The organism is Myxococcus virescens (assembly GCF_900101905.1).
Classification (GTDB): domain Bacteria; phylum Myxococcota; class Myxococcia; order Myxococcales; family Myxococcaceae; genus Myxococcus; species Myxococcus virescens.
The window spans coordinates 337887-361170 of record NZ_FNAJ01000002.1; the positions used below are offsets into that span (position 1 = coordinate 337887).

Genomic DNA, 23284 nt, shown 5'->3' on the forward strand with positions numbered 1-23284 from the left:
TGAGGGAAGACACCCGCCGTCCATCGTCATGGGGTGGACGGCCGCGCATACACTTTCACGCCGTACAGAATGTTCCAGTGCTCCAGGTGGAAGTATCGCCCACCGACGAAGGGAGGCTGGCGCCCGTCAGGGGACGGCAGCAGCTCCAGGGCGACGGTGCCCGTCTCCGCGCGCCAGCGGGGCACGGCGGAGGGCCTCGAGTAACCGACGGCCGGCGACACCACGGGGACTCCGAAGCCCGTCGTCCGCAGACGCTCGGCGCCCTGCAACTGGAAGGAGGAGGTCATCTCCAGGACGCCGTCCAGGCGCAGGCGGCCGCTCGCCGCCGAATACCGGAGCAGCTCCAGGTTCTGCGTGCCGGAGGCGGCGCGCGCCCACAACACCCCCTCCTCGTGGCCCACGGGCAGTCCGGGGACGCTGTGGCAGGGCTCGTCGGGGACGGGCCGCGGCGCGCCCGCGGCGTCGAGCTGGTAGGGGCAGGCCTCGATGGCCATGGTGGCGGGCGCTGGCGCCTCGGCGATGCGGACCACCAGAAGCCGCTCGCCCGCGCGCATCAGCAGCGAGGGGAGGTCATCGCTGAACGTGGCCAGCCGCGAGGGGGGAACGGGCGTGGAGCCCATGGCGCGCAGCCCCTCCTCCTCCGAAAAGGCGTAGCGGTGCAGATGCGTTTCATCCAGCAGCAGCAACTCAGTCGCGGTGGCGAGCCGCGCATGGGGCGGCGCATCGGCGGGCGCGCCCGTGGCGGGGAAGGGCGCATCGGCGGAGGTCGCGAGGGGCCCGTTTCCCGTGTCGACATAGCGGCGCACCCGGGCGGCCTCCGTCACCCACACCACGTCGCCGGCCACGACGGCGGGGGCGAAGTAGTCACCCAGGGGCTGGGGCTCCTGGTCCGGCGTGCGCAGCGCCTGGCTGCCGCACAGCCACGTTCCCGACGACGTCCGGTCCACGCTGAGGCACTCCACCACGGTGGACAACTCCGCCAGGGGCGCCTGGGCGCTGTGGTCCTCCACCACGTAGAGGGAGGACTGGCGGACGCTGCCCACCGGAGAGAAGGAGACGACGAGGTGGTGGCGCCCCGTCTGCTCCGGCGTGAACCGCACGATGGCGGACGTCCCATGCACATCCAGCTCCGCGGTGGCGGGGACCACGCGGTTCTGCGGGTCCCTCACCTCCACGGAGACGGACTGCGCCCGGTCTTCCTGTGAGGAGCCACACCTGCTGAAGACGCCGTGGACGGTGAGCGCCTGCGGCTGGCCCACGCCGACCATCGCGCCGTCGAAGAGGGGGGAGGGCGCGTGCTCCTCGCAAGGGCCCATGGGGCACCCCACCCCCGTGCCCACCGCCAGAAGCGCCGTCAGCAACCGAAGGACCTGGGGGGCCTGTCTCACGCGCGCTCCACGGCCCGCTTCCACTTCGCCAGGTGCCGCTCGCGGGCATCCGACTTCATCTTCGGCTTGAACGTCTTCTCCGCCTTCCATGCGCGGCGGATGGCCTCGGGGCTGTCCCAGATGCCCGCGCCCAGGCCGCCGAGGAAGGCCGCGCCCAGGCTCGTCGTCTCCAGGTTGCGCGGGCGCACCAGCGGCACGCCCAGCACGTCCGCCTGGAACTGCATGAGGAGGTTGTTGGCCGCCGCGCCGCCGTCCGCCTTGAACACGGGGATGTCCCGCCCGCTGTCGCGGCGCATGGCCTCCGCCAGGTCATGAATCTGCAGCGCGATGCCCTCCAGCACCGCGCGCGCCATGTGGGCCACGGTGGTGGAGCGGTCGATGCCGGCGAAGAGGCCGCGCGCCTCGGGCCGCCAGTGTGGCGCGCCCAGTCCGGCCAGCGCGGGCACGAAGACGACGTCCCCGGAGTCCTTCACGCTGGCGGCCAGCGCCTCGATGTCCGGCGCGCGCTTGATGACCTTGAGCCCGTCGCGCATCCACTGCACCGCCGCGCCGGCGATGAAGCTGCTGCCCTCCAGCGCGTACGTGGTGGTGCCGGTGCCGCCCAGCCGCCACGCCACGGTGGTGAGCAGGCCCGCCGACGAGCGCACCGGCTCCGAGCCGGTGTTCATCAGCAGGAAGGCGCCGGTGCCATAGGTGCACTTGGATTCGCCGGGCTCGAAGCACGCCTGGCCGAAGAGCGCGGCCTGCTGGTCTCCCGCCATGCCCGCCACGGGGATGCCGTCCGGCAGGCTGCGCATGCCACGCGTGGTGCCGTACACCTCCGCGGAGCCGCGAATCTGCGGCAGGCACGCGGCCGGGACGGACAGCATGGCGCGCATCTCGTCGCTCCACTGGAGCGTCGTCAAATCCATGAGCAGCGTGCGGCTGGCGTTCGACACGTCGGTGACGTGCGCCGCGCCGCCGGTGAGCTTGTAGACGAGCCAGGTGTCGATGGTGCCGAAGCACACGTCGCCCTTCTCCGCCTTCGCGCGCGCGCCCTTCAGGTGGTCGAACATCCACGTGAGCTTGGTGCCGGAGAAGTACGGGTCCACCACCAGCCCCGTCACCTCGCGCACGCGCGGCTCCACGCCCTGCTCCTTGAGCCGGCGGCACTGCTCGGCGGTGCGGCGGTCCTGCCAGACGATGGCGTGGGACAGCGGCTGTCCGCTGCCGCGCATCCACAGGCCCGTCGTCTCGCGCTGGTTGGTGATGCCGATGGCGGCGATGTCCTTGCCGCGAAGGCCCGCGTGCTTCAGCGCCCGGGCGATACACCATTCACTGCTGGCCCAGATTTCATCCAGGTCGTGCTCCACCCAGGACGGCTTGGGGAAGTGCTGGGTGAACTCCTTGTAGGAGCGGCCGACCACCTGCAGCTTCGTGTCGAGGATGGAGACGTGCGTTCCAGTGGTGCCCTGGTCCAGGGCCAGGACGTACTTCGCCTTCGGCATGGGGTGTGCCCTCCCTATGGTGGATGCCAGCGGGGAGGGACCCTACTCCAGTCGAGGGGCCGGGCAGGCGAGCTTCCTGCCCGGCGGCGCGGCTAGTAGCCGTAGGGGCGCCGGTTTCCGAGCACCTTCCGGAGGCCGAACGCGGCCAGCCCGCCCAGGGCGATGCGGCCCAGCGAGCTGCCGAACACGCCGCTCGAGGCCGCCCGGCCGCGGCCATAACCACCGTGGCCCCGGCGCCCATACCTGCTCCGGCCCCGGTTCCATCCACCGAAGCCCGAGCTGCGACGATTCCCCAAGATGTTGTCCAGTAGCGACATGGTGGCTCCTCTGTTCGTCGATGCGTTGAGCGCTCCCGCCGAGGCGGAGATGCCCCGTGGGCGCGGAGTGCCCTCAAGTTGACGCTTCCCTCCGCCGGGGGCAGCCCTGGCCGAAGGAAGTGCCTCCCGGGCCCCCTGGCAGGCACGGGAGGCAGCCAGCCGGTCTGCCTACTTCCCGCTGTAGACGCCGATGGCCCCAGGGCGGACGATGGCGCCCGTCGCGTCCCGCTGGGCGCTGAAGGCCACCAGCACCTTGCGCGCGTCACCGCTGCCCACCATCTGGATGTCCCAGACGGGCAGGGCGGACAGCCCTCCGAGCGCCGGGTTGTGGCTGACGAAGGCCCCCTCGCCGTGCATGCGCCTCAGGCCCTTGCCCCAGCGGTGGCCAATCCAGAGGCTGCCGTCGCGCGTGTCCAGCTCCAGCGAGGAGATGTTGCGGTCGCCGTCGCCCTCCAGCAGGTAGCCCGTCACCAGCCCGGCGTCGCTCAGCTTCGCCAGGCCCCACGCGAAGCTGGACACCCAGACGGTGCCGTCCGGCATCAGCACCAGGTCGCTCACCAGGTCGTCCTTGCGCTGCGCATGGGTGGGGAACTGGGGCTCGGCCACGGCGTCCGGCCACAGGTCGATGCGGTTGGCGACGTGCTTCTTCTCCTCGCTCTGCTTGCGCGCCATCTCGAAGTTCCATGGCGCGCCGGTGCCTTCGTGGCCCACGGCGTTGGTCATGATCTTGAACCGCGTGGTCCGGATGTGCGTGCCCAGCCAGACGTCGCCGTCGGGCCGCACCGCCACGCCCCAGACGTCTCCGGCGAGCCGGCTGTCCTCGCTGGTGCCGTCGCCCATCGCGATGGCGGGATGGACGTGCTCCATGACGCCGAACTTGCAGCGCTGGCGCTTCTCGCCCCCCGTGTACACCCACGCGTTGGCGGCGACGACCTCGGCGTTGGCGCACGCCTCGCCGCCCTGATAGTCGGGCTCACCCCACGCCAGGCCGTGGTTGGACGCGAACCACAGGCTGTTGCGTGCCTTGTCCCAGATGATGCGGTTCACCGAGCAGAGCTTCTCGCGGTGGCCGTAACCGGGCACGGAGTGCGCGGGCGAGTGGATGTCGTAGTGCACCACGCGGAGCGTTCCGTCCGGCTGGAGCTCCACGCGGTCCGCGTCACCGCTCTTGTAGATGGCGGGGTCCTCGAATACGCCGGGGGCCTTGTAGAACTCGCTCTCGCAGTTGGGCCGGCCCTCGTAGCCGACGAAGACGGTGCCCGCGGGGCCACCCGTCACCGAGAGGACCTTGAGGTAGCGCGCTTCGGGCGCTGGGTCCTTGCCCTTCCACGGCGCCCAGGGCTTCAGGCCGTCCGCCAGGGTGTAGCAACGCAGGGCGGTGGCGCCCGGACGCAGGAGGCACAGGCCATCCTCGCCGCCCGCGACCCAGATGTTGCCTCCCTCGTCCTGGGTGACACCCAGGACCTCGCGAGGGCCGCCCTCGGCGGTACCCCAGAAGCGCCAGTTCGCGCTGTCAGGAGGAATGGGTTCGCCGCCCACGGGACCGTTCGTGCCCGCGTCGGGCTCCACCGGGGGTGGGTCCACGGGCGTCCCCGAGTCCGGAACCTCTTCACCCACGGGCGGCGGCTCCTCGCCTTCGCCCGGTGGTGGCTCTCCGGGCGGCTCGGTGGGGGGTGGTTCGTTCCCTTCGCCAATCCCATCGTCTGTGGACGGCGGCGACTGGAGCTGCTCGCCGCCATGACAGCTCAGCAGCAACGTCAGCCCGAGCACGCCCGCCCACCACCTGCCCTGTCCAAGTCCGCTCATACCTGGGTCCGCCTCCGGCGTCTGTCTTTGGACGCGTCACTTCGCGTCCTGACTCCAGAGGCAAGCAGGGTGCCAGGGGGGAATGCCGGGCCGTGGGGTGGGGCAGGGGGATGGCCGAGGAATCGGCAGGGCTCCGCGCTGCCCTCACCGGGAACCCGGACGCCTCACCCTCGGGGACGTGCCGTGTGTCCGTTGGCCGCGGAGGACAGGACGCGAGGCCTGCGCACGAGCGGGAGCGCGTCGGGGTCCACGTGGTGCGCCACGCAGCCGGGCCGGAGCCGCTCGAGCTTCCGGGCCTCCTGGAGCCCCAGGCCCGGGTTGCCGTCGAACCAGACCTCCCGCAGGTTCTTGAAGGCGGCCAGGATTTCGACGCCCTCCGCGCCCACGCGGGTCTGCACCAGCCGGAGTCTTGGGACGGCGCCGATGTCCGTCTGCTCCCGCAGCGTGTGCAGCATCGCCGTGTCGACGGCGCCGCCGAGCATCTGGAACTCCTCCGTCGGCGTCAGCGCGCTCAAAATCTCCATGTCCAGGAAGCTCGCGTCCCGCAGCACCAGCTCCCGCAGGTGGCCGTCGTCCCGCGTGTTGAGGCCGTAGACGAGCTCACCCTTCAAGCCCCGGCGCTGGATGCGTCCGTCGGGGAACCAGGACGTGTACTCACCGCCGTCCACGTGCATCTTGGGTTGTCCCGACACGTACCAGCGCCGCTCGGCCACCTCGGTGGCGAAGCCGCCCGCGTATTCCACCTCGGAGGTGCAGTAGCCGTTGCGCGTGAAGGCATAGGCGACGCCCGTGAAGGGCCGGCCCTGGAAGAGGCGAGGGCCGTAGTCCTCGGGCATCTCCAGCAGCGCGCTGTTCACGCGCAGCCCGCCTTCGGGCAGCGGGAGCCAGTCGGGGGAGGGGCCGGTGATGACACCTTCCGACGCCGCCATCAGCGAATCCAGCGTGCCGTCGTGCCTCAACGAATACGCCAGGCCCGAGAAGAGCGCCTTGCCGTGTCGCAATCTTCCGTCCACGCCCCGAATCAGAAAGCTCGCTCGCATCCGTTGCATGGTCCGCTCCCGTTCTCACCGGGCACGCGCCGGTGAAGGCCCTGGCACCTGCTTCGTGCCACTGGAGCGGAGGCCCGGGCAATCCAGGCAGGCGGCAAAGCGTTTGCCCTGGCCGTTCGGCGCTTCCGGCTGTCTGGAGTTGGCGAACGGGATGCCCCCGGGTTGGAGGCGAGGATGCGCTACCGGATGTTCTGCGTGGATTGCGCCTCCGGCGTGCCTCGCGCCTGGGACTCCCTGCGCTGAGGCCCCTGCGTGTCCGCGTAGCCCGTCAGCTCCACATACCCGCGCCCCGTGAGGGGCTGGCCCGCGCGCGTTCCCTCCAGGCCTACCGTGCCTTCCCAATACAGCACGCTGACGGGGAGCTCCTGGTCCGCCAGGCGCGGTGTCACGGTGAGGTCCAGGCCCAGCGAATCCACCTGCATGCGCCAGCGTGACGGGTACTCGCCGCCACTGCGCGGGCTCTTCCAGGTGTCCAGCACCGTGAGCTTCATGTCGTCGCGGCCGACGCGCACCGCTTCACCCGTGCCTTCGGGGGGCACCCACAGGCCGGTGCTGAACGCGTCCGGCGAGCCGTCCCGGTGACGGAGCTGGTAGTACATCAGCTCGCTGCCATCGGAGAGCTGGAGCGAGAACCAATCCCAGCCCACCTGGTTCGCGCCGAGCGCGCTGGTGCTCCACTCGCGGTCCATCCAGCTGTGGCCCTTCACCGCGTACGTGCGCCCGTCCACCCGCACCGTGCCGCGCGAGGGCATGCGCGTCATGGAGTAGTAGTAGGACGCGTTGCCGCGCTCCGCGCTCTTCTGGCTCAGGCCCCGGTCGCCCTGGAGCACGGGTGCCTTGCCCGGCTCCAGGAGCAGCTCCAGTGTCACCGCGTCGGTCCGCGCGCGCAGCCGCATGGGCCAGGTGGACGGGCCCGCGCTGGCTGCCTCCCAGTCCTCCAGCCACACCTTGAAGGGTTGCGCGGTGGCGCCGGACAGCCCCAGCGCCACGCGGCTGAAGCGCTCCGAGGCGTGGAAGCCGCCGCTGGCCACGTCCGTCACCGCGAAGTGCCCCATGTAGACCTGGCTCGCGCCCCAGGCGGAGTCACGCGGCGCGGCCTCGGGGGCCAGCGCGTTGCGGAACAGGGTGAACTGATAGCCGAAGGCGCGCCCGTCCTCCGTCTCCAGGTTGCCCGTCCAGTACCACCACTCCGTGCGGTACTCCGGATGCGGGCCGTGGTCCTCGGGGAAGTGGAAGTCCCGAGGCTCCACCGCGCGCGCGTAGCCCTCCGTGCTGCCGCTCATGGCGCTGGCCACGGTCAGCGTGCCGCCCTGTCGCAGCGCGGGCAGTGGTGGCTCGCGGGTGATGGCCACCACCGCCGCCGCCAGCCCCACCAACACCACCGCCGTTCCCACGACGAGTCCCCGGCCGTTGCTCATGTGTCACTCCTCCCGCAGCGCCAGCGCGGGGTGGGCGCGCGCCATCTTCCAGGCGGGGTAGAGGCCCGCCAGCGCCGCCGCCACCAGCGCCAGCACCACGGCCTGCACCAGCGTCTGGGGCGTCAGGGCCAGTTGCAGCGTCCAGCCGAAGGAACGCTGGTTGATGACGTGCACCAGCACGTAGGCCAGCCCCACGCCCAACGGCACGGAGAACAGCCCCGCCAGCAGTCCCAGCAGTCCTGTCTGCAGTGACACCAATCCCCAGAGTTGCTCCGGCGTCAGGCCGGTGGCGCGCAGCACGGCGAACTCGCGTGCCCGCTCCAGTTGCAGCGCCATCAGCGCGCTCAGCACCCCCACGAAGGCCACGCCAATGGCGAGCAGCCGCAGCACCTGCGTAATCGTGAAGGTGCGGTCGAAGACGTCCAGGGACGCCTGCCGCAGCGAGCGGTTGGCGCGCACCAGCAGCGCCTGGGCGTCTCCGGCGCGCTCGCGCACCGAGGTCACCAGCGCATCCACGTCCTGGCCGGGCGCCGCGTACAGCGCCACGCCGCTGATGCCCCGGTCGTCGAACCAGTGCTCGTAGGTGGTGCGTGGCATCAACAGCGTGCCCACGTCGGAGCCGTAGTCGAAGTACACGCCCACCACGCGGAAGTCGCGGGGGCCCTTGTCCGTGGCCAGTCGCACGGTGTCCCCCAGTTCCACGCCCCGGTGGAAGCCGAAGGGCTCCGAGACGAGAATCGTGTCGGGCGAGGACTCCAGCTCACGCCACGCCGTCTCCGCGTCGCCCTGCTTGAAGGTGTAGGGGCGCACCGGCGTGCGCGAGAAGTCGACGGCCATCAGGTCCGTGGGCACGCCGTCCACGCGCACGTTCGCCACGCGAAGGGTGCTGCTGCCCGCCACGCCCGGCGTACCGCGCAGCGTCTCCGCCAGACCGGGGAGCAGCGTCGCGCCTCCGCGCCGCGCCACGAGCGAGGGCGGCGAGATGAACACGTCCGCCTGGAGCGAGGTGTCCAGCCACGACACCACCGTGCCCCGGAAGCTGGACACCATGAGGCCCACGCCCACCGTGGTGGCCACGGCCACCATCAGCGCCGCCAGCGCCACGGACGTGCGGCTGAGGCTGGTGTGAACACCCCGCGCGGCCATGCGCCCCAGCAGACCAAAGGCCATGCCCAGCGGCCGTGCCGCCAGCGAGGACACCGTCTGCGTGGCCCAGGGCACCAGCAGCGCCGCGCCCAGCAGCACCGAGAAGAGGCCGCCATACGCGGGAAGCAGCGCCTGGGTGGGCCACCGCAGCAGCACGGTGCCCGCGGCCAGCACCCCGAGGCCCAGCAGCGCCAGCCGGGGCGCCCGCCCGCGCGACACGTCCTCCAGCGTGGACCTGCGCATCGTCGTCACCGGCGGCGAACGCGCGGCCTCCCACGCGGGCACCAGCGCGGCCAGCAGCGTGGCGCCCAGTCCCAGCGCCAGCCCCTTGAACAGGGTGAAGGGCTCCAGCGCCAGCCGCCGCACGCTCACCACGAAATACAAATCATTGAGCGTCTGGGTGACCAGCTCCACCAGCCCTCGCGCCAGCAACACGCCCAACAGCAAGCCCGCCACGGTCCCCACCGCGCCCAGCACGGCCGCCTCGCCCAGCACCAGCGCGAAGAGCTCGCGCCGGGTGATGCCCACCGCGCGCAGGCGGCCCAGCAGCCCGCGCCGCTGCACCACGGAGAACGTCATGGTGTTGTAGATGAGGAACATCCCCACCACGAGCGCCAGCAGCGACAGCGCGGTGAGGTTGGTGCGGAAGGCCCGCGTCATCTGCTCCACCGTGCCCGCTCGCGCGGCGGCGCGCACCAGCTCCAGGCCTTGCGGCAGCGTGGCCGCCACGGCGCGTTCCTGCGCGTCGCCGCCGGTCAGCCGCAGGTCCACGCGCGTCAGCCGGCCGGTGTGCCCCAGCAGCTCCTGCGCGGTGGACACGTCGGTGAGCACCAGGGCCTCCAGGGCCCGTGCGGTGTCCTCGTCCGCGGGCTCCAGCAGCCCCACCACGCGCAGCGGCTTCTCCAGTCCCTCCAGGCGCACCGGCAGCGTGTCGCCGGTGGACAGGCCCAGGGCGCGCGCGGCGCGGGCGCTCAGCATCACCGCGCCCGGCTCGGTGAGCAGCGCGCTCACGTTCCCCACGGCCTCGCCCCGAGCGTAGTCGCGGAAAGGCCCTTCCGCGAAGGGGTCCACGCCCAGCACGGTGAGCGTGCGCTTGTCGCCCACCGCCGCCTGGACGTAGCCCTCCACCACGGGCGCGGCCACGGGGGCGCCGGGCCGCACGCGCAGCGCCTGGTACACCGCCTCCGGCACGCCCGTGGCGCCGCCCAGGAGCTGGTGCGTGGCGCGTCCGGCCACCGCGTCCGTGGAGCGCTCGAAGGCGCGCAGGGCGCTGCCGCTGGCCAGGTCGATGGACACCACCACCGCCACGCCCAGCGCGATGCCCAGCAGCGACAGGGCCGTCAGCCACGGGTGGCGGCCCAGGTGGCGCAGGCTGGAGCGGACCAGCAGCCCCTTCACAGCGCCTCCTTCATCGCGCGGATGGGCGTGTGCGCCACCTCCACCAGCCGGCCACCCTCCATCGTCAGGACGCGGTGAGCGCGGGCCACCAGGCCGGGCTCGTGGGTGACGACGAGCGCGCAGGTGTTGCCCTTCCGGGTCAGCGCCTCCAGCAGGTCCAACACCTGCCGTCCCGTGGCCTCGTCGAGGTTGCCGGTGGGCTCGTCCGCCAGCAGCAGCGGTGGTTCATGGGCCAGCGCGCGGGCCACCGCGACGCGCTGCTGCTCGCCGCCGGACAGCCGGTCCGGGAAGCTGCTGGCGCGGGTGCCGAGCCCCACCTGCTCGAGCAATGCCCGCGCCCGCGCACTGGCCTCCGCGCCGCCCTGGCCGTTGAGCTCCAGCGGCAGCCGCACGTTCTCCTCCACCGTCAGCGTGGGGAGCAGGTTGAAGGCCTGGAAGATGAAGCCGATGCGCTCGCGCCGCAGCAGCGTGCGCTCGCGCTCATTCATCCGTCCCAGGTCGCGGCCATCCACGCGGACCTCGCCCTGACTGGCCAGGTCGATGCCGCTGATGAGGTTGAGCAGCGTGGACTTGCCCGAGCCGCTGCGCCCCAGCAGCACCACGAACTCGCCTCGACGCAAGGAGAGCCGCACGCCGGAGAGCACCTCGCGCGTCGTGTCGCCTTCGGCGTAGGCCTTCGTGACGTCGCGCAGTTCGACCAGGGGAGGGGAGTCGGGCGGGGACATGGGGGCTTCTCCATACACGGATGCCCTGTCCGTCGCTCGACCTTCAGCGCATGCCCGCACCCCACTCAGGCGCCAGCCGCGGGCGAAGCGGACTCCCACCACGGGGCGCTCCGCTGCTGCGCCAGGAAGTCTCCGACCTCCGCCGCCAGCAAGGGCCCCGCCGTGTCCCGAGGGATGACGTGATACCCCTGCCGCAGCGACAGGACGCGCACCGACGGCGCCGCGCTGAGGCGCCGTGCGAGCCACCGCCCGCCCTCCGGGTCCACGACGTGGTCCTGCTCCGCCACCGCCACCAGGGTGGGGCAGCGCACGCGGGCCGCGTCCCGGATGGCCAGCGCCTGCAACGTGCACAAGTCACGCAGCCGGGCCACGGGAAAGGCGGGCAGCACGGGCGCTTCCGCCAGCGCCTCCGGGTCCGAGATGTCGGTGCCCGTCTTCGCCACCCACGGACGCGTCCACTCCAGGACGGGCGTGCGCGCCAGTTGCCGGACCAGGAACATGCGCGGCCCCCGGAAGCGCACGGCGGGCGCCATCAGCGTCAGCGCGCGTATCTCCTCCGGATGCCGCGCGGCCAGCTCGAGCGCCAGCAGCGCGCCCATGGACAGGCCCGCGACGAACACACTCCGGTGGCCCCGGAGCGCGTGCAGGGCGCGCTCCGCCGCCGCCAACCAGTCCCGCCAGGTGACGTCGAGCAGGGCCTGCGGGGTGGTGCCATGGCCGGGCAGGCGCGGCGCCACCACGCGCAGGCCACGGACCGCCAGGGCTTCGCCTAGGGGGCGTACGTCCCAGGGGCTCCCCGTGAAGCCGTGCAGGAGCAGGCACACCTCCTCGCCCCGGCCCAGCTCGAAGGGCGCCGTCTTTCGCGGGTCCATGGGGGCGGCTTCTGGGAACGGGCTCACGCCGTGACACTGGCCACGCGCGAGCGCAGGCGCTATGCCCCCTGCCTCATGGCGGACACTCCGAAGCCCCCGGACATGCAGTTGCAGATTCAGATGGACGAAGACGTGGCCAATGGTCAGTACGTCAACATGGCCCTGGTGAACCACTCCGACACCGAGTTCACCCTGGACTTCATCTACGTCCAGCCCCAGCAGCCCAAGGCCCGGGTGCGTTCGCGCATCATCACCAACCCCAAGCACATGAAGCGCCTGGTGGCGGCGATGCAGGACAACATCCAGCGCTACGAGGCGAAGTTCGGCCCCATCGCGATTCCAGAGGAAGACGGCGGCATGCACTGAGCGCCGTTTTCGCCGGGGGAACCCACACGTCGCGTGTTTCCTCGGGCGCTTCGCTGGCCTTCGGGCCCGGTGGCGCGCAGACTCGGGGCCATGGTGCTGAGACTCCTGGTCCCCTTGCTCGTATCGCTCTACGCCTCTTCCGCCGCGGCCCAGTGCCTGGGGGATGGCGTGCAGCTCTTCCCCACACCGGGCTCCATCATCCCCACCAACTCCCGCTTCCTGTTGGAAGGCGTCGGCACGGCGCGCCCCCAGGTGGCCGCGCTGGTGGGGAAGAAGCTGCGGCTGGTGTCGGACAGCCACGTCGTCGAGGTGGCGGTGCAGCGCGGCTGGGAGAGCAGCCTGGGCCGCGTCACCGTCATCCTCAAGCCCGCCGGGGCCATGGAGGCGGACAAGCGCTACACGCTGCGCGTGGACGAGGCGCTGCCCAACGTGGCGCTCCTCAACGGCCGGGGCACCATGCTGCCCGAGTGGCGCACGGGCAAGGGGCCGGACAAGCAGGCCCCGCGCTGGCTCAAGCGGCCCGCCGTCTCCGAGGGCTTCCTTCGCCGCACCGCGCAGGGCACCGCCCGCTTCGTGCGGCTCAACCTGTCACTGAAGGAGGACAGCCCGGCGTACCTGGTGGTGAAGCTGGAGCCGCGCCGTCCTGGCCCCAGCGTGCAGCAGTACGTGGTGCCGGTGAGCAACAACACCGCCTTCATCGGCCATGAGGCCTGCAGCGGCACCTTCGCCATGGAGGACGGCCGCAGCTACCGGGCCCGCATCCAGGCCTTCGACGCGGCGGGACAGATGGCGCCGGCCGTCCCGCCCGTGGACTTCGAGGCCCCGGACGAATACTCGATGCAGCAGTAGTGCGCGGGAGTTCTCCGCGGGACCGGGAAGTTGGTGTAGGCCTGACGCGGGCGCCCCCGCGCGCCGAGCCTTCGGGAGAGCGAATGACGACGGTGGACGTGGAGAACCTCAAGGAGCGGATGACGGGCTTCATCCGGTCGCTGCAGGACGACATCTGCGGCGGCCTGGAGCGGCTGGACGGCTCGGCGCGTTTCCGCGAGGACTCCTGGACCCGGCCGGGCGGCGGCGGTGGACGCAGCCGGGTGCTGGAGGACGGCGCCGTGCTGGAGAAGGCCGGCGTCAACACGTCCGTGGTGTACGGCGAACTGGAGGAGCAGTTCGCGCAGAAGCTCCAGGGCGAGGGCCGCCACTTCTGGGCGGGTGGCATCTCCCTGGTGCTGCACCCGCGCAACCCGCACGTGCCCACCGTGCACGCCAACTACCGCTTCATCCATCAGGGCGGGAAGGCGTGGTTCGGTGGTGGCGCGGACCTGACGCCCTACTACCTCTATGAAGAGGACGCGGCGCACTTCCACCGTGTACACCAGGCGGCCTGTGACAAGCACGACGCGGGCTACTACCCGCGCTTCAAGAGCGCCTGCGACAAGTACTTCTACCTGCGCCACCGCGAGGAGACGCGCGGGGTGGGCGGCATCTTCTTCGAGAACATGGGTGGGGAGCTGGAGAAGGAGTTCGCCTTCATCCAGGACTGCGGCCGGGCCTTCCTGGACGCGTACCTGCCCATCGCCGAGCGGCGCAAGGACACGCCAGTGACGGAGGGGCAGCGCTTCTGGCAGGAGGTGCGGCGCGGGCGCTACGTGGAGTTCAACCTCGTTTATGACCGGGGCACCGTCTTCGGACTGGAGACGCGCGGGCGCATCGAGTCCATCCTCATGTCCTTGCCGCCCCAGGTCCGCTGGCGCTACGACTACCACCCCGAGCCCGGAACGCCGGAGGCTCGGTTGGTGGAGGTGCTGCGCCAGCCACGCGACTGGGCGAGAGGAGGCTGAGATGGGTTTGAATGAGCCGGACTGGAATGCGCCGGTCCGGAGGACGAGGAGTCGGGCCCATCCCATCGTCGTCGGCGGCGTGATCGCGGTGACCGCGGGCCACTTGCTGGTGACGCATTGTTCGGAAAGCCCCCCCGGTACACAGGCGGCGCCCCCCAGCGACGCCGAGGCCCGCGTCAACGTGCTCACGCTGTGTGACGCCGTCCAGGCCTACCGCGATGAGCACGGCGTCTACGTCACCGCGGGCCCCACGCCGAAGGAGGTCCCGCGCGGCGGCAGGGCCGTGGCTTTCCCCAAGGACGAAACCTTTCACCGGATTGGTTTCGAGCCCGACGGAAAGGTCCGATTCCAGTACCAGGTGGTGGTGCAGGAGAGCCCCGTGGGCGAGCCGGAGGTGTCCTGCATCGCGCGGGGGGACTTCGACGGTGACGGGCTGAACTCCCTCTACCGCGTTCGTCTGGATGCCAACGGAATGACGACGCCCATCGAGGTGGAGCGCGAGGGCGAATAGTCCGTCGCGCAACCCCGCGCTTCCGTCCGCCGAAAATCAGGGAGCCGGGCCTCCCCAAGCCAGAATGAGGCATTGCCCATGCCCTCCTTCCGCATCCCCAACGTGATTGATCGCGCCCTCCGCTCGCTGGGGGGCGGTGGTGGCGCCAGACGCCCCGAAGGTCGGGGCGCGCCGGGGCCTCGGCTCCAGGACTGGGGCCCGCCGGCGCAGCCGCCCCGGCCGGGGGACAACTTCCGCCCGCGATTGCCGCCGCCCCTGCACCCCCCCATGGGCGGCCAGGAGCGCGCGCCGGTGAAGTCGGTGGCGGAGCTGGTGCCACCGGGCCTGGAGGACACGCCGGGGCAGGAGGCCTTGGGGAAGCGCTTCGGGGCGGACGCGGCGCTGCTGGCCTCGCATCTGTCGCCGCCGCAGGTGCCGGGCTCGGAGCGAGCCACGCGGCTGTGGGCGTTCTACACGGCCTACGCCACGGCGGCGGCGCGGCACCCGCCCCAGCCCGAGGCGCGCCAGGCTTTCCGCGAGGCGCTGGAGGGGCAGGGCTTCGCCGAGCTGCGGGACGCGCACACCGGCGAGGACGGCGTGACGCGGGGCCTGTGGGTGATGGAAGCCCGCACCCCCGCCGAAGCCCGGACGCGGGCCGCCCAGGTGCGGCTGGAGCCACCTCCCGAGGTGCGCCACTCCGAGGAAGCCGCAGCCCGGCCCGCCGAGCAGCCGCTGGTCCAGGCGGCCGGCGCTCGCGCGGCCACGGCCTTTCACGGCCCCGTCCTGCCCGCGCTGCGTCCACGCGACGAGGCCTCTTCCTCAGAGGACGCGCAGCAAGCCGGGGACGCCCCGCGCCGACGTGGGACGAACCGCCGCCTGGGCGCGCGGATGCTGTGGAACGTGCTGCACCGCTTTCGCGCGGGGCCGGACGACGGGGCGGTGGCGGAGGGGCAGTGGGACCGGGTGACGTTCGGCGCACTGCTGGTGCTGCTGGCCATCGCGCTGGCCGTGACGGCGCTCGTCAGCCTCTAGGCCCGTCGGCCCGCCGGCGGCGCCTTCGCCGGCGCGAATCTCCTTGGATTGTGTCCGCTTGTGCTAGGTTGCCGCACCTACTTGGCAACCGACGACCTCACTCTCGTCAAGCGCGTCCGGACCGGCGACCAGCGCGCTTTCAAACTCCTCGTCGAGCGTTACCAGCGCAAGGTGTACGCCGTTGCGTTGGGCATGCTGAAGGACAAGGAGGAAGCGATGGACGTCTCCCAGGAGGCGTTCGTCAAGGTCTACAAGTACCTGGACCACTTCAAGGGCGACTCGTCCTTCTACACGTGGCTCTACCGCATCACCGTCAACATCTGCATCGACGTCATCCGCAAGCGTGGCGGGGGCGGCGAGGCCGTGGAGTTCGACGAGAGCCAGACCATGGACCTGTCCGAGGCCCGAATCGGCGCCCTGGGCAGCCGGCTGGGCACCAACCCCCAGAAGAGCGCGCTGCGCCGCGAACTGGCGGAGAAGATCCAGGAGGCCCTGGCCACGGTGCCGGAGAAGCACCGCGCCATCCTCCTGCTGCGGGAAATCGAGGGCATGTCCTACGACGACCTCGCACGCACCCTGGACATCCCCAAGGGCACGGTGATGAGCCGGCTTTTCCATGCCCGGGCCAAGGTCCAGAAAATCCTCAGTGAATACCTGGAGTTGGACGAAGCGAAGAGCGGCGTGGGCAGTGAGTGAGCGGGCCTCGAATATCTGAGGGACCTGCCCGTCCCAATTTTCGCAGCCCCTTCCAGCAAGCAGGTGGAACCAATGGCCGGTAATCCCGCGTGTGAGCGTTTCGTACCCATGCTGTCCCCGTACGTCGACGGAGAGCTGAGCTCCGGCGAGCGCGTCAACGTGGAGCGGCACCTGGCGGCCTGCCGGGACTGCACCGGGCGGGCGGCGGACCTGCGCGCGGAATCCGGGCTGCTGCGAGTGGGCCTGGACATGGCCGTGGACGACGTGGACTTCAAGGACTTCACCCAGCGCGTCATGGCGCGGGTGACGCCGGACAAGCCGCCCCTCATGGAGCGGCTGAAGCTGGCAGTGTCCGAAATGTTCCTCTACCAGCGCACCGCGATGATTTCGTCGCTGGCCACCGCGGCCGTGCTGGTACTGGTGGGGGTACCCCTGCTGACGAGCGACCGGGCGCCGGTGGGGTACGCCTCCGAGCGCATGACGGTGAAGTCCATCCAGCCCTACCGCAACGCCCAGGTGGCGCCGGTGGTGATGGAGACGGACAATGGGGGCACCATCATCTGGCTGGTGGACGAGGACTCGGACGTCCTGTCTCCCGGCGCGGAGAAGGGGGAGCGGCAGGACCAGACAGGTGTCGGTCAGCCAGACGCAAGCGGGCGCAACGTCCCCGCGCGCCCGGCCCCCGACGCCCCCAGGCCGTCGGGAGGTTCCTTGTGAGAAGACACGTGTCGTCGGGCCGGATGCTGTGGGCGCTGCTGGGGCTGGGCCTGCTGCTGCCCATGGCCGCCAGCGCACAAGACGCGAAAGTCCAGGTCCAGGTCGAGGTGGTGCTCGCCTCGAAGAAGGGCGCCGAGGTCGACCCGCCCGAGCTGGAGAAGATGAAGGAGCAGTTCCAGAAGCAGAACTTCAGCTTCACCTCGTTCAAGCGCCTCTCGAATGAGGTGCTGACGGTGAGCGCGAAGAGCGCCTCCGAGGTGAAGCTGCCCAACGGCGCCAACGCGACGTTGCAGCTGCAGGGCATCAAGGACGGCACGGCCACGGTGCGCGTGGCCATTCCCCGTCAGCCCACGCTGGACGTGGAGCTGGGCCGCCAGGGCGCCGTCTACCAGAAGGCTGGCAAGTACGTGGGCGGGGAGCTCATCCTCGTGCTCTCCCCTCCCGCGCGGTAGCTCCCCCAGCGCCGCCTCAGGCGGCGCGGGCTTCCCCGTCCTCCTCCAGGACGATGATTTCCAGGTCCTCTTCCATCTCCAGGGGGAGGACTTCGGCGGCGGCGGTGTGCGCCTGGAGGCCCGGAGCGGGGGCCTCGGCGTGCTCCCGCTCCAGGTTGACGCGCAGCCCGTCGAACATGGTGTCGAACGCCGCGTAGATGCGGTCCACCATGGCCAGGGCGTCCGCGCGCACCTCCGGGGACAGCTGCATGGCCTCCAGCTCCGCCGCCAGCTCCTGTTCGAACATGGCGTGCTGCGCTTCGGCCTGCATGTGGTGGTCGGAGAAGTACTTCAGCCGGTCGTCCGCGCCCTGCGCCGCGCTGATGATGGCGGTGCGGCTGAAGAAGACATGGCTGGTGGACTCCAGCGCCCACAGCAGGACGATGCGCAGCCGGTCATCCACCGGGCGGTACACCTCGCTGATGATGGCGTAGGCCGCGTCACGCGTCTTCACGTGCGCGCGGCCGTACATGGTGCCGATGCTCAGCGAGCCGCCCGTGAGCGCGGAGATGTCGTCCTCGAACCACTGGTCATGCCCGCCCTCCTCGGCATGGTGCCGCGTGGCCAGCGCCTTGAGGTGCGCGTCCTGGATGAAGTGTGCGTTGAGGCGCAGCACGTCCTGGAACGTCATCACCCAGAAGGTCAGGCGCGGCGCGAAGGCCATCACCTGTTCAATGGGGCGGTCCATCCGCATGTCGGAGAAGAAGGGGTGCGCTGCGAAGCGCGCCTCGCGCACGGCGATGTGTTGGAGCACTTCCTTCATGATGGACCTCCCTGGGGTGTCTGGTGATGCGCCGCCCCCGGCCCGCTGGCGGGACTCCGCTACCAATTGATGCTGTACGTGCAGGCGCTGTCGCCGCGCCGCCGGCAACTCTTGGCCTCATGTTCAATACGCACCCAAAGCGAATCCTTGGGACGGAACCGGTCGCCAATGGCTTCGATGAGCCCCAGGTCCAAGTCACACGGATAGGGGTTGTCACACACCATGCGAGCGTTTCGCTTATCCACCGGCTCGAAGCGGTAGCCGCCGATGGCGCCCTTGCCGCGGTGGTTCATCCGGTACGCCATGTCCACCGCGCGCAGCCCCTTCTCCAGCGTGTCGATGTCCGGCGGGAAGTGCGCGCTGTCCGGAATCTTCCGGCCAATGGTCCTCACCGTGCTGGGACCAATCTTGTCGAACACCAGCCGGAACGACTTCAGCAGGGCGGGCATGGGGTACCAGGCATCCGCCTTCAGCGGCGCGATGCCGTTCTCACCCAGGATGCGCAACGCGCGTGACTGGGCGAGCTCCATGCCGTTGACGATGGCGAGAATCGACTGGCCGATGACTTCGATGCCCTGGAACGACATGGGTTGAAGGGTCGGTGTGGTGGCGCTGATGGGAGTCTTCAATTCCATACGGGTTACGCCCTCGTGAGGAGTGACACGTATTGAAGCGGCTTTTTCCTATATTTTCAAATAGACTTACATGTCTGTAATTTTCCGGAATATTCGATATGGGATTCCCCGTGGGCAATAACGACCCGCGCGGTCGGTATGAAGCCAGGTGACCTGGGTTCGCTGTGAGTGAGCGTGTGCCCACGCGGCGCGCGGGAGCGAGCGTCCGTGGGCCGCGTGGGGCGGGATGCCCCAGCGGGGCAACCTGCCCCGGCGGAGCGCCCCGGCGGCCGGACGCCGTCATCAGGCGGCAGGGAAGAACTTCCGTCGGAAGCCTGCCGGGACAGGGCTGAAAAAAAGTCAGAAGTCCGGTCCCTGGGGCGGGGGGGCAGGCAGCCGGCCTTCGGAAAATCGCGGGGTTGGCGCTCGGCACGCCGGTTGCTGAAGGGAGCAGCACAAGCAACCCTCTCACCCTTGGAGACGAAATCATGGCGAAGACTCAGAAGCGTGGACAGGTCATCCGTCGTGAGGCCCAGCAGATGAAGGTGTCGGCAGCGAGCGCGGTGAAGGGGGCTGGCCGGGGCGCCCGCCAGGTGCAGGTGACGCTGGGCGACCTCATCGCGGCGGCCTTCGACACGGTGGGCGGCGAGGTGAAGAAGGTGGCGCAGGTGATGTCCTCCAAGGACATGGCGGTCGCCACGGGCAAGCACATCGTCTTCGTCGGCTGACACACGCCAATCCGGGGCGTGTGCGGTGCAGGAGGACCTGGCGGTGGCGCCAGGTGAGGGCGGCCGAGGCGGGGACGGGAAGGGACGCACCTGTGAGACGCATCATCAGTCCCGGACGGAATTGCTGGACGGTGGAGGAGGCGAGCGACGCGGGCGTGCTGGTGGACGCGCGCGACTACTACCGGGAGCTGTACCGGGCCGCGCAGAAGGCCCGACGTTACATCGCGATTACCGGCTGGCAGTTCGACAGCGACGTGGCGCTGCTGCGAGGCGAGGACCTTCGCGAGGCGCGCGGCGAGTCACGGCTGCTGCCGATGCTGGACGAGCTGTGCCGGGCCAACCCGGAGCTGCGCGTCTACGTGCTGGCGTGGGACTTCAGCCTGCTGCTCGCCATGGAGCGCGAGTGGATGCAGCGGCTCATCTTCAATTGGACGGCGAACGGGCAGGTGTGCTTCCGCTTCGACGCCTCCAGCCCGTTGTATGGCGCGCATCACCAGAAGCTGGTCGTCATCGACGGCGCGCTGGCCTTCACCGGGGGCATGGATGTCTGTGATTGCCGGTGGGATGACCGGGAGCACCGGGTGCACTCGGAGCTGCGCTGTGACAGTGGGAGGGATCCTCACGGCCCCTACCATGACGTGCAGTCCGTGCTGACGGGGCCGGTGGTGGACCGCCTGGCGGAGTTGTTCGAGGCGCGCTGGGCGCACTCGGGCGGCGGTGAGCTGCGGCTGCCCAGGGTGTCTCGGGATGACGTGGACTTCACGCCGGGCCTGCCAGCGCCGCCGGGACCGGTGGCCATCAGCCGCACCTTCGGCAAGACGCTCCTCCCGCCGCAACCCGCGGTGCAGGAGGTGGCCATGCTGTATCTGGACGCCATCGCTTCGGCCGAGCGCTTCATCTACATCGAAAACCAGTACTTCTCCTCGCGGGCCATCTTCCAGGCGCTGGTGAAGCGCATGCGGTCCTCCTGGCGGGGACGGCTGCAGATTGTCCTGGTGCTGCCGCGGCAGCCGGAGGCGCTGCGCGAACAACTGGCCATGGGCATCGCCCAGGTGCGGCTGCTGCGCACGCTGGAGCGCGTGGCGCACGAGACGGGACATGCCTTTGGCGTGTACTGCTCCGCGGGGCACGACGCGCGCACCGGCGAGGACATCTACACGTACATCCACTCGAAGGTGATGGTGGTGGATGACCGCTTCCTCACGCTGGGCTCCGCGAACACCACCAACCGCAGCCTCGGGTTGGATTCGGAGCTGAACCTGAGCTGGGAGGCGGAGGCGCCGAACGACGCGACGACGCGCGCCATCCGCCGCATCCGCGTGTCGCTGATGGCCGAGCACGCGGGGCTGGAGGGCATGGCGGCCCTGCGCCTGCTCGCGGCCGCGGACAGCGGGCTGGTGGAGTGGCTGGACGACGTGGCCGTCATGGGGCTGCGACGCCTGCGCGTCCACCCGATGTCGACGGTGTTCGACCAGAGTCCGCTGCTCAAGTCGCTGGAGCCCGAGGAGCTCATCATCGACCCGGAGCAGTCGGTGTTGGACGAGTCCCTCTTCGAGGCGCTCCACCGCGCCGAGGACGGGCTGTTCGCCTCCGGTGTCCGCCTGCTGTCGCGCTGGCTGGTGGGCACGGGCACCGAGCGCCCGCACCGCGCCATCCTTCCCTGCGCGCAGGACGACGGGTAGCGGCGCGCGGAGGCGGGAGGCGGCCAAGGGCCTGCCCGCCCGCCTGCCTTGGGACGGGCCCGGGGGCACGGGCACGGCCGGCGGGTTGTCCCTGCCGCGCGGGACGCCACCTTGTCGAGAGCACAACTTCTCTCACGCAAGGGGGATTCACCATGAAGCTTCCTCTCATGGCCGCAGCGGCGGCGCTGGCCTTCTGGGGTTGTTCGAGCAACTCGGCGAACACGCGCGCGGATGACAGCGCCATCGGTGGTTCGGGCACGGAGACGACGGCGCCCGAGTCCGTGGACACGTCTTCTGAGTGGGATGACCGCAGCGCGGGTGAGGCCGCGGACGTGACGAAGAACGAGCGCCGGGACAGGCAGGACGCGCCCACCGTCTACGACGGCGAGGCCACCGGTGGCAGTGGCCCCGGCATGGGCGCGGGCACCTCGGTGACGACGCCAGAAGGCGAGAAGTACGACGTGCAGGACGGCCCGCTCCTGGGGGGCCAGCAGAGTGAAGAGGCCCGCAAGGATGGCGTGGGCGGCTCCGGCAACATCCAGCGCGAGCCGGTGGACGGCAAGTCCGACGTCAAGGAGCTCGACGCCAGCGACGTCGAGACGCGGGAAGTGGAAGCCGACGAGGTTGAAGTCGACGGCAACCGTTGACGCGGTGTGAAGGTCGCACGTCGCCCGCTGACGCCAGGCGGGGGCGCGTGTACCGACGGTCCGCAGTGGCACCCACACGCGGATGCAGTCACCTGCTTCGTCTCGCGCCATGGACAGGTAGAGTCGGGGGACGATGACTGGCGCCCCCCTCTTCGCTCTTCTCGCCCTGGTGTCCACGCAGTACGACGGCAGCTCTACCGTGGAGGAGGTCTCTTCGGAGGAGGAGGTCTCCTCGACATCGCGGAGGGAAGGTGCCCCCGTCTCCGCCGCGCGGCTGGATGAGCCCGCGCCTCCGGGCAGTACCCACACGGGCGGCGTGGGCTTCGGCTTCAGCGGCCAGTTGGAGGTCGGTGGCCTGAGCCTTCCCTCAGGGCCTCGCGGCGGGGGGCAGGACTTCTTCGCGCGCATCTACCCCTCGTTGGGGCTGACGCACGGGGAGACCTTCGTGCTGCGGCTGGGGGCGAACCTGCGGCTGCGGGTCGTGGACGAAGCGCCCACGACCACGGAGGACTACAGCGGCGGCCTGCGTCGTGAGGACTGGGATGAGCTGAGTGACTTCGGGCAGGTGGTGCGCATGCTGCGCATCGGCCAGGAGGGTCGCCCCTTCTTCCTCCGCGTCGAGCCCTTCTCCGAAGAGACGCTGGGCCGCGGCTATCTCGTGGGCCGCTACAGCAACGCGCTGGCGCCGGACTATCACCCCGCGGGTGGCTCGCTCACCTTCGTGAAGGGCGCGGTCCGCGCGGAGATTCTGGCCAGCGACGTGCTCGCCGCGCGCATCTTCGCGGGCGAGGCGCTGCTGGACATCGGCCGCATGGCCAGTGACGACGCCAATCGTTTCGACCGCTACCTCATCCGGCTGTCCGCGGCGCATGACGCGGGCCGCGCGGGCGGCACTTCGCCCGACCTCACCCTGGCGTCCGTGGGCGGAGACGTTGCCCTGTACAAGGGGGAGCGCCTGCGCGCGTGGGCCCTGCTGGGCGGCGGCGCGCGCTTCACGCGGGCCTACACGCCGGCCTTCGGCGGATTGCTGGGCGTGGCCTTGGCAGGACAGATGGCCAGTGGCACGCAGGTGAGCGTGACGGTCCAGGGCCGCAAGCAGGGGGGCCGGTTCCGCTTCGGCATGTTCGGTCCTGACTACGAGCTGGGCCGCTTCTCCGGCGTCGGTCTGTCGGAGACGCCCATCGCGGACGAGGTGCTTCCGTCGGGCTTCGCTGGCTACGTGGAGCTGAGCGTCGCGAAGGGGAATCCCAACGAGCTGCTCCTGCTGGGCAGCGTGGCGGCGCAGTACTTCGGCTTTGGCAGGACGGACACGGATGTGTCCGCTGGCTTCGAGCTGCCGGGCGGCAGGACGCGGGCGCTGGCGCGCGTGGTGCTGACGGGTCTGGGAGACCGGCCGCGTTACTCGGCGGGCGTGGAACTGCGGCAGCGCATCGTCAACCACGTCTATGCCTGGGGCTCCGGCGGAACCGTTCATTTCCCACAACCGGACGGAACGCTCGTGCGAGGTGTCACCGCGGGCGCCGGCGTCGGCGTGGACTTCCAGCGCTGAGCGGCAGTGACTCGAGCGGCGAGTGGGCCTTCAGGGGCCTGCCGCCGCTGTCTTTTTGCCCGGCT

At 70.6% G+C, this 23284-nt stretch carries 23 protein-coding genes; 12 read left to right on the forward strand and 11 right to left on the reverse strand.

Annotated elements, in window-relative coordinates; translation table 11 throughout:
• Positions 1-26: 26 nt before the first annotated feature.
• The 9 genes from BLU09_RS08065 to BLU09_RS08105 form a co-directional block, all read right to left on the reverse strand.
• Positions 27-1388: a hypothetical protein gene (locus BLU09_RS08065; RefSeq protein WP_244171524.1), complete on the reverse strand. Its 1362-nt coding sequence runs from the start codon at positions 1386-1388 to the stop codon at positions 27-29.
• Entirely contained in the window at positions 1385-2875 is a 1491-nt protein-coding gene (glpK, locus tag BLU09_RS08070) for a glycerol kinase GlpK (protein ID WP_090487894.1), read from the reverse strand. The genes BLU09_RS08065 and glpK overlap by 4 nt, the downstream gene beginning before the upstream one ends.
• A 92-nt stretch (positions 2876-2967) precedes the next feature.
• Entirely contained in the window at positions 2968-3192 is a 225-nt protein-coding gene (locus BLU09_RS08075) for a hypothetical protein (protein ID WP_090487895.1), read from the reverse strand.
• A 168-nt stretch (positions 3193-3360) separates the two neighbouring features.
• Positions 3361-4998, reverse strand: coding sequence for a ligand-binding sensor domain-containing protein (locus tag BLU09_RS08080; RefSeq protein ID WP_090487897.1), 1638 nt, complete (start codon positions 4996-4998; stop codon positions 3361-3363).
• 164 nt (positions 4999-5162) lie between these two features.
• A complete protein-coding gene (locus BLU09_RS08085) occupies positions 5163-6038 on the reverse strand; it encodes a toxin-antitoxin system YwqK family antitoxin (RefSeq protein ID WP_244171525.1) in 876 nt (291 codons plus the stop codon).
• A 188-nt stretch (positions 6039-6226) separates the two neighbouring features.
• Positions 6227-7465: a lipocalin-like domain-containing protein gene (locus tag BLU09_RS08090; protein WP_090487901.1), complete on the reverse strand. Its 1239-nt coding sequence runs from the start codon at positions 7463-7465 to the stop codon at positions 6227-6229.
• A gap of 3 nt (positions 7466-7468) precedes the next feature.
• Positions 7469-10009 carry an ABC transporter permease gene (locus BLU09_RS08095; protein ID WP_090487903.1) on the reverse strand — a complete coding sequence of 847 codons (2541 nt, stop codon included), beginning with the start codon at positions 10007-10009 and terminating at the stop codon, positions 7469-7471.
• Complete coding sequence (locus BLU09_RS08100; protein WP_090487905.1) at positions 10006-10734, reverse strand: ABC transporter ATP-binding protein; 729 nt, start codon at positions 10732-10734, stop codon at positions 10006-10008. The genes BLU09_RS08095 and BLU09_RS08100 overlap by 4 nt, the downstream gene beginning before the upstream one ends.
• A 65-nt stretch (positions 10735-10799) precedes the next feature.
• Positions 10800-11606: an alpha/beta hydrolase gene (locus tag BLU09_RS08105; RefSeq protein ID WP_090487907.1), complete on the reverse strand. Its 807-nt coding sequence runs from the start codon at positions 11604-11606 to the stop codon at positions 10800-10802.
• Between the two features lie 75 nt (positions 11607-11681).
• On the opposite strand from BLU09_RS08105, the gene BLU09_RS08110 reads away from it, so the two are divergent.
• The 8 genes from BLU09_RS08110 (at position 11682) to BLU09_RS08145 (ending at position 17197) form a co-directional block, all read left to right on the forward strand.
• On the forward strand, positions 11682-11972 hold the full coding sequence (locus BLU09_RS08110; RefSeq protein WP_011556689.1) for a DUF3467 domain-containing protein: 291 nt from the start codon (positions 11682-11684) through the stop codon (positions 11970-11972).
• A 90-nt stretch (positions 11973-12062) separates the two neighbouring features.
• A complete protein-coding gene (locus tag BLU09_RS08115) occupies positions 12063-12821 on the forward strand; it encodes a hypothetical protein (protein WP_090487910.1) in 759 nt (252 codons plus the stop codon).
• A gap of 83 nt (positions 12822-12904) precedes the next feature.
• On the forward strand, positions 12905-13810 hold the full coding sequence (gene hemF, locus BLU09_RS08120; protein ID WP_090487912.1) for an oxygen-dependent coproporphyrinogen oxidase: 906 nt from the start codon (positions 12905-12907) through the stop codon (positions 13808-13810).
• 1 nt (position 13811) lies between these two features.
• Entirely contained in the window at positions 13812-14321 is a 510-nt protein-coding gene (locus BLU09_RS08125; RefSeq protein ID WP_090487914.1) for a hypothetical protein, read from the forward strand.
• 78 nt (positions 14322-14399) lie between these two features.
• Positions 14400-15332 carry an Immediate early protein ICP0 gene (locus tag BLU09_RS08130; protein ID WP_244171526.1) on the forward strand — a complete coding sequence of 311 codons (933 nt, stop codon included), beginning with the start codon at positions 14400-14402 and terminating at the stop codon, positions 15330-15332.
• A gap of 81 nt (positions 15333-15413) precedes the next feature.
• Positions 15414-16028 (forward strand): RNA polymerase sigma factor, encoded by a 615-nt coding sequence (locus BLU09_RS08135; protein ID WP_186817864.1) that lies wholly within the window; start codon positions 15414-15416, stop codon positions 16026-16028.
• Between the two features lie 72 nt (positions 16029-16100).
• Positions 16101-16745, forward strand: a complete 645-nt coding sequence (locus BLU09_RS08140; RefSeq protein ID WP_090487919.1) for an anti-sigma factor family protein — start codon at positions 16101-16103, stop codon at positions 16743-16745.
• A 23-nt stretch (positions 16746-16768) separates the two neighbouring features.
• Positions 16769-17197, forward strand: a complete 429-nt coding sequence (locus tag BLU09_RS08145; protein ID WP_090487921.1) for a hypothetical protein — start codon at positions 16769-16771, stop codon at positions 17195-17197.
• 16 nt (positions 17198-17213) lie between these two features.
• Here the strand turns inward: BLU09_RS08145 and BLU09_RS08150 are convergent, their stop codons facing one another.
• Both BLU09_RS08150 and BLU09_RS08155 read right to left on the reverse strand, forming a co-directional pair.
• Positions 17214-17999 (reverse strand): hypothetical protein, encoded by a 786-nt coding sequence (locus BLU09_RS08150; RefSeq protein WP_244171527.1) that lies wholly within the window; start codon positions 17997-17999, stop codon positions 17214-17216.
• Between the two features lie 59 nt (positions 18000-18058).
• Positions 18059-18634 (reverse strand): hypothetical protein, encoded by a 576-nt coding sequence (locus BLU09_RS08155; protein ID WP_090487925.1) that lies wholly within the window; start codon positions 18632-18634, stop codon positions 18059-18061.
• Between the two features lie 467 nt (positions 18635-19101).
• Here BLU09_RS08155 and BLU09_RS08160 point away from each other — a divergent pair, with 467 nt between their 5' ends.
• The 4 genes from BLU09_RS08160 (at position 19102) to BLU09_RS08175 (ending at position 23219) form a co-directional block, all read left to right on the forward strand.
• Positions 19102-19341 carry a chaperonin gene (locus tag BLU09_RS08160; RefSeq protein ID WP_167371056.1) on the forward strand — a complete coding sequence of 80 codons (240 nt, stop codon included), beginning with the start codon at positions 19102-19104 and terminating at the stop codon, positions 19339-19341.
• A gap of 20 nt (positions 19342-19361) precedes the next feature.
• The gene (locus BLU09_RS08165) at positions 19362-21023 is read left to right on the forward strand and encodes a phospholipase D-like domain-containing protein (protein ID WP_090487929.1); all 1662 of its coding nucleotides are present in this window, start codon (positions 19362-19364) and stop codon (positions 21021-21023) included.
• Between the two features lie 152 nt (positions 21024-21175).
• Positions 21176-21670, forward strand: a complete 495-nt coding sequence (locus BLU09_RS08170) for a hypothetical protein (protein WP_090487931.1) — start codon at positions 21176-21178, stop codon at positions 21668-21670.
• A 133-nt stretch (positions 21671-21803) separates the two neighbouring features.
• Entirely contained in the window at positions 21804-23219 is a 1416-nt protein-coding gene (locus BLU09_RS08175) for a hypothetical protein (RefSeq protein ID WP_090487933.1), read from the forward strand.
• The last annotated feature ends 65 nt before the right edge of the window (positions 23220-23284 follow it).

Excerpts from the sequence above, each read along its gene's own strand:
- BLU09_RS08085 (WP_244171525.1), bottom strand. The coding sequence starts at position 6,038 with ATGCGAGCGAGCTTTCTGATTCGGGGCGTGGACGGAAGATTGCGACAC.
- BLU09_RS08100 (WP_090487905.1), bottom strand. The coding sequence starts at position 10,734 with ATGTCCCCGCCCGACTCCCCTCCCCTGGTCGAACTGCGCGACGTCACG.
- BLU09_RS08175 (WP_090487933.1), top strand. The coding sequence starts at position 21,804 with ATGACTGGCGCCCCCCTCTTCGCTCTTCTCGCCCTGGTGTCCACGCAG.
- hemF (WP_090487912.1), top strand. The coding sequence starts at position 12,905 with ATGACGACGGTGGACGTGGAGAACCTCAAGGAGCGGATGACGGGCTTC.
- BLU09_RS08160 (WP_167371056.1), top strand. The coding sequence starts at position 19,102 with ATGGCGAAGACTCAGAAGCGTGGACAGGTCATCCGTCGTGAGGCCCAG.
- glpK (WP_090487894.1), bottom strand. The coding sequence starts at position 2,875 with ATGCCGAAGGCGAAGTACGTCCTGGCCCTGGACCAGGGCACCACTGGA.
- BLU09_RS08110 (WP_011556689.1), top strand. The coding sequence starts at position 11,682 with ATGGCGGACACTCCGAAGCCCCCGGACATGCAGTTGCAGATTCAGATG.
- BLU09_RS08155 (WP_090487925.1), bottom strand. The coding sequence starts at position 18,634 with ATGGAATTGAAGACTCCCATCAGCGCCACCACACCGACCCTTCAACCC.
- BLU09_RS08105 (WP_090487907.1), bottom strand. The coding sequence starts at position 11,606 with ATGGACCCGCGAAAGACGGCGCCCTTCGAGCTGGGCCGGGGCGAGGAG.
- BLU09_RS08130 (WP_244171526.1), top strand. The coding sequence starts at position 14,400 with ATGCCCTCCTTCCGCATCCCCAACGTGATTGATCGCGCCCTCCGCTCG.
- BLU09_RS08150 (WP_244171527.1), bottom strand. The coding sequence starts at position 17,999 with ATGAAGGAAGTGCTCCAACACATCGCCGTGCGCGAGGCGCGCTTCGCA.
- BLU09_RS08145 (WP_090487921.1), top strand. The coding sequence starts at position 16,769 with ATGCTGTGGGCGCTGCTGGGGCTGGGCCTGCTGCTGCCCATGGCCGCC.
- BLU09_RS08080 (WP_090487897.1), bottom strand. The coding sequence starts at position 4,998 with ATGAGCGGACTTGGACAGGGCAGGTGGTGGGCGGGCGTGCTCGGGCTG.
- BLU09_RS08075 (WP_090487895.1), bottom strand. The coding sequence starts at position 3,192 with ATGTCGCTACTGGACAACATCTTGGGGAATCGTCGCAGCTCGGGCTTC.
- BLU09_RS08125 (WP_090487914.1), top strand. The coding sequence starts at position 13,812 with ATGGGTTTGAATGAGCCGGACTGGAATGCGCCGGTCCGGAGGACGAGG.
- BLU09_RS08115 (WP_090487910.1), top strand. The coding sequence starts at position 12,063 with ATGGTGCTGAGACTCCTGGTCCCCTTGCTCGTATCGCTCTACGCCTCT.
- BLU09_RS08090 (WP_090487901.1), bottom strand. The coding sequence starts at position 7,465 with ATGAGCAACGGCCGGGGACTCGTCGTGGGAACGGCGGTGGTGTTGGTG.
- BLU09_RS08140 (WP_090487919.1), top strand. The coding sequence starts at position 16,101 with ATGGCCGGTAATCCCGCGTGTGAGCGTTTCGTACCCATGCTGTCCCCG.
- BLU09_RS08170 (WP_090487931.1), top strand. The coding sequence starts at position 21,176 with ATGAAGCTTCCTCTCATGGCCGCAGCGGCGGCGCTGGCCTTCTGGGGT.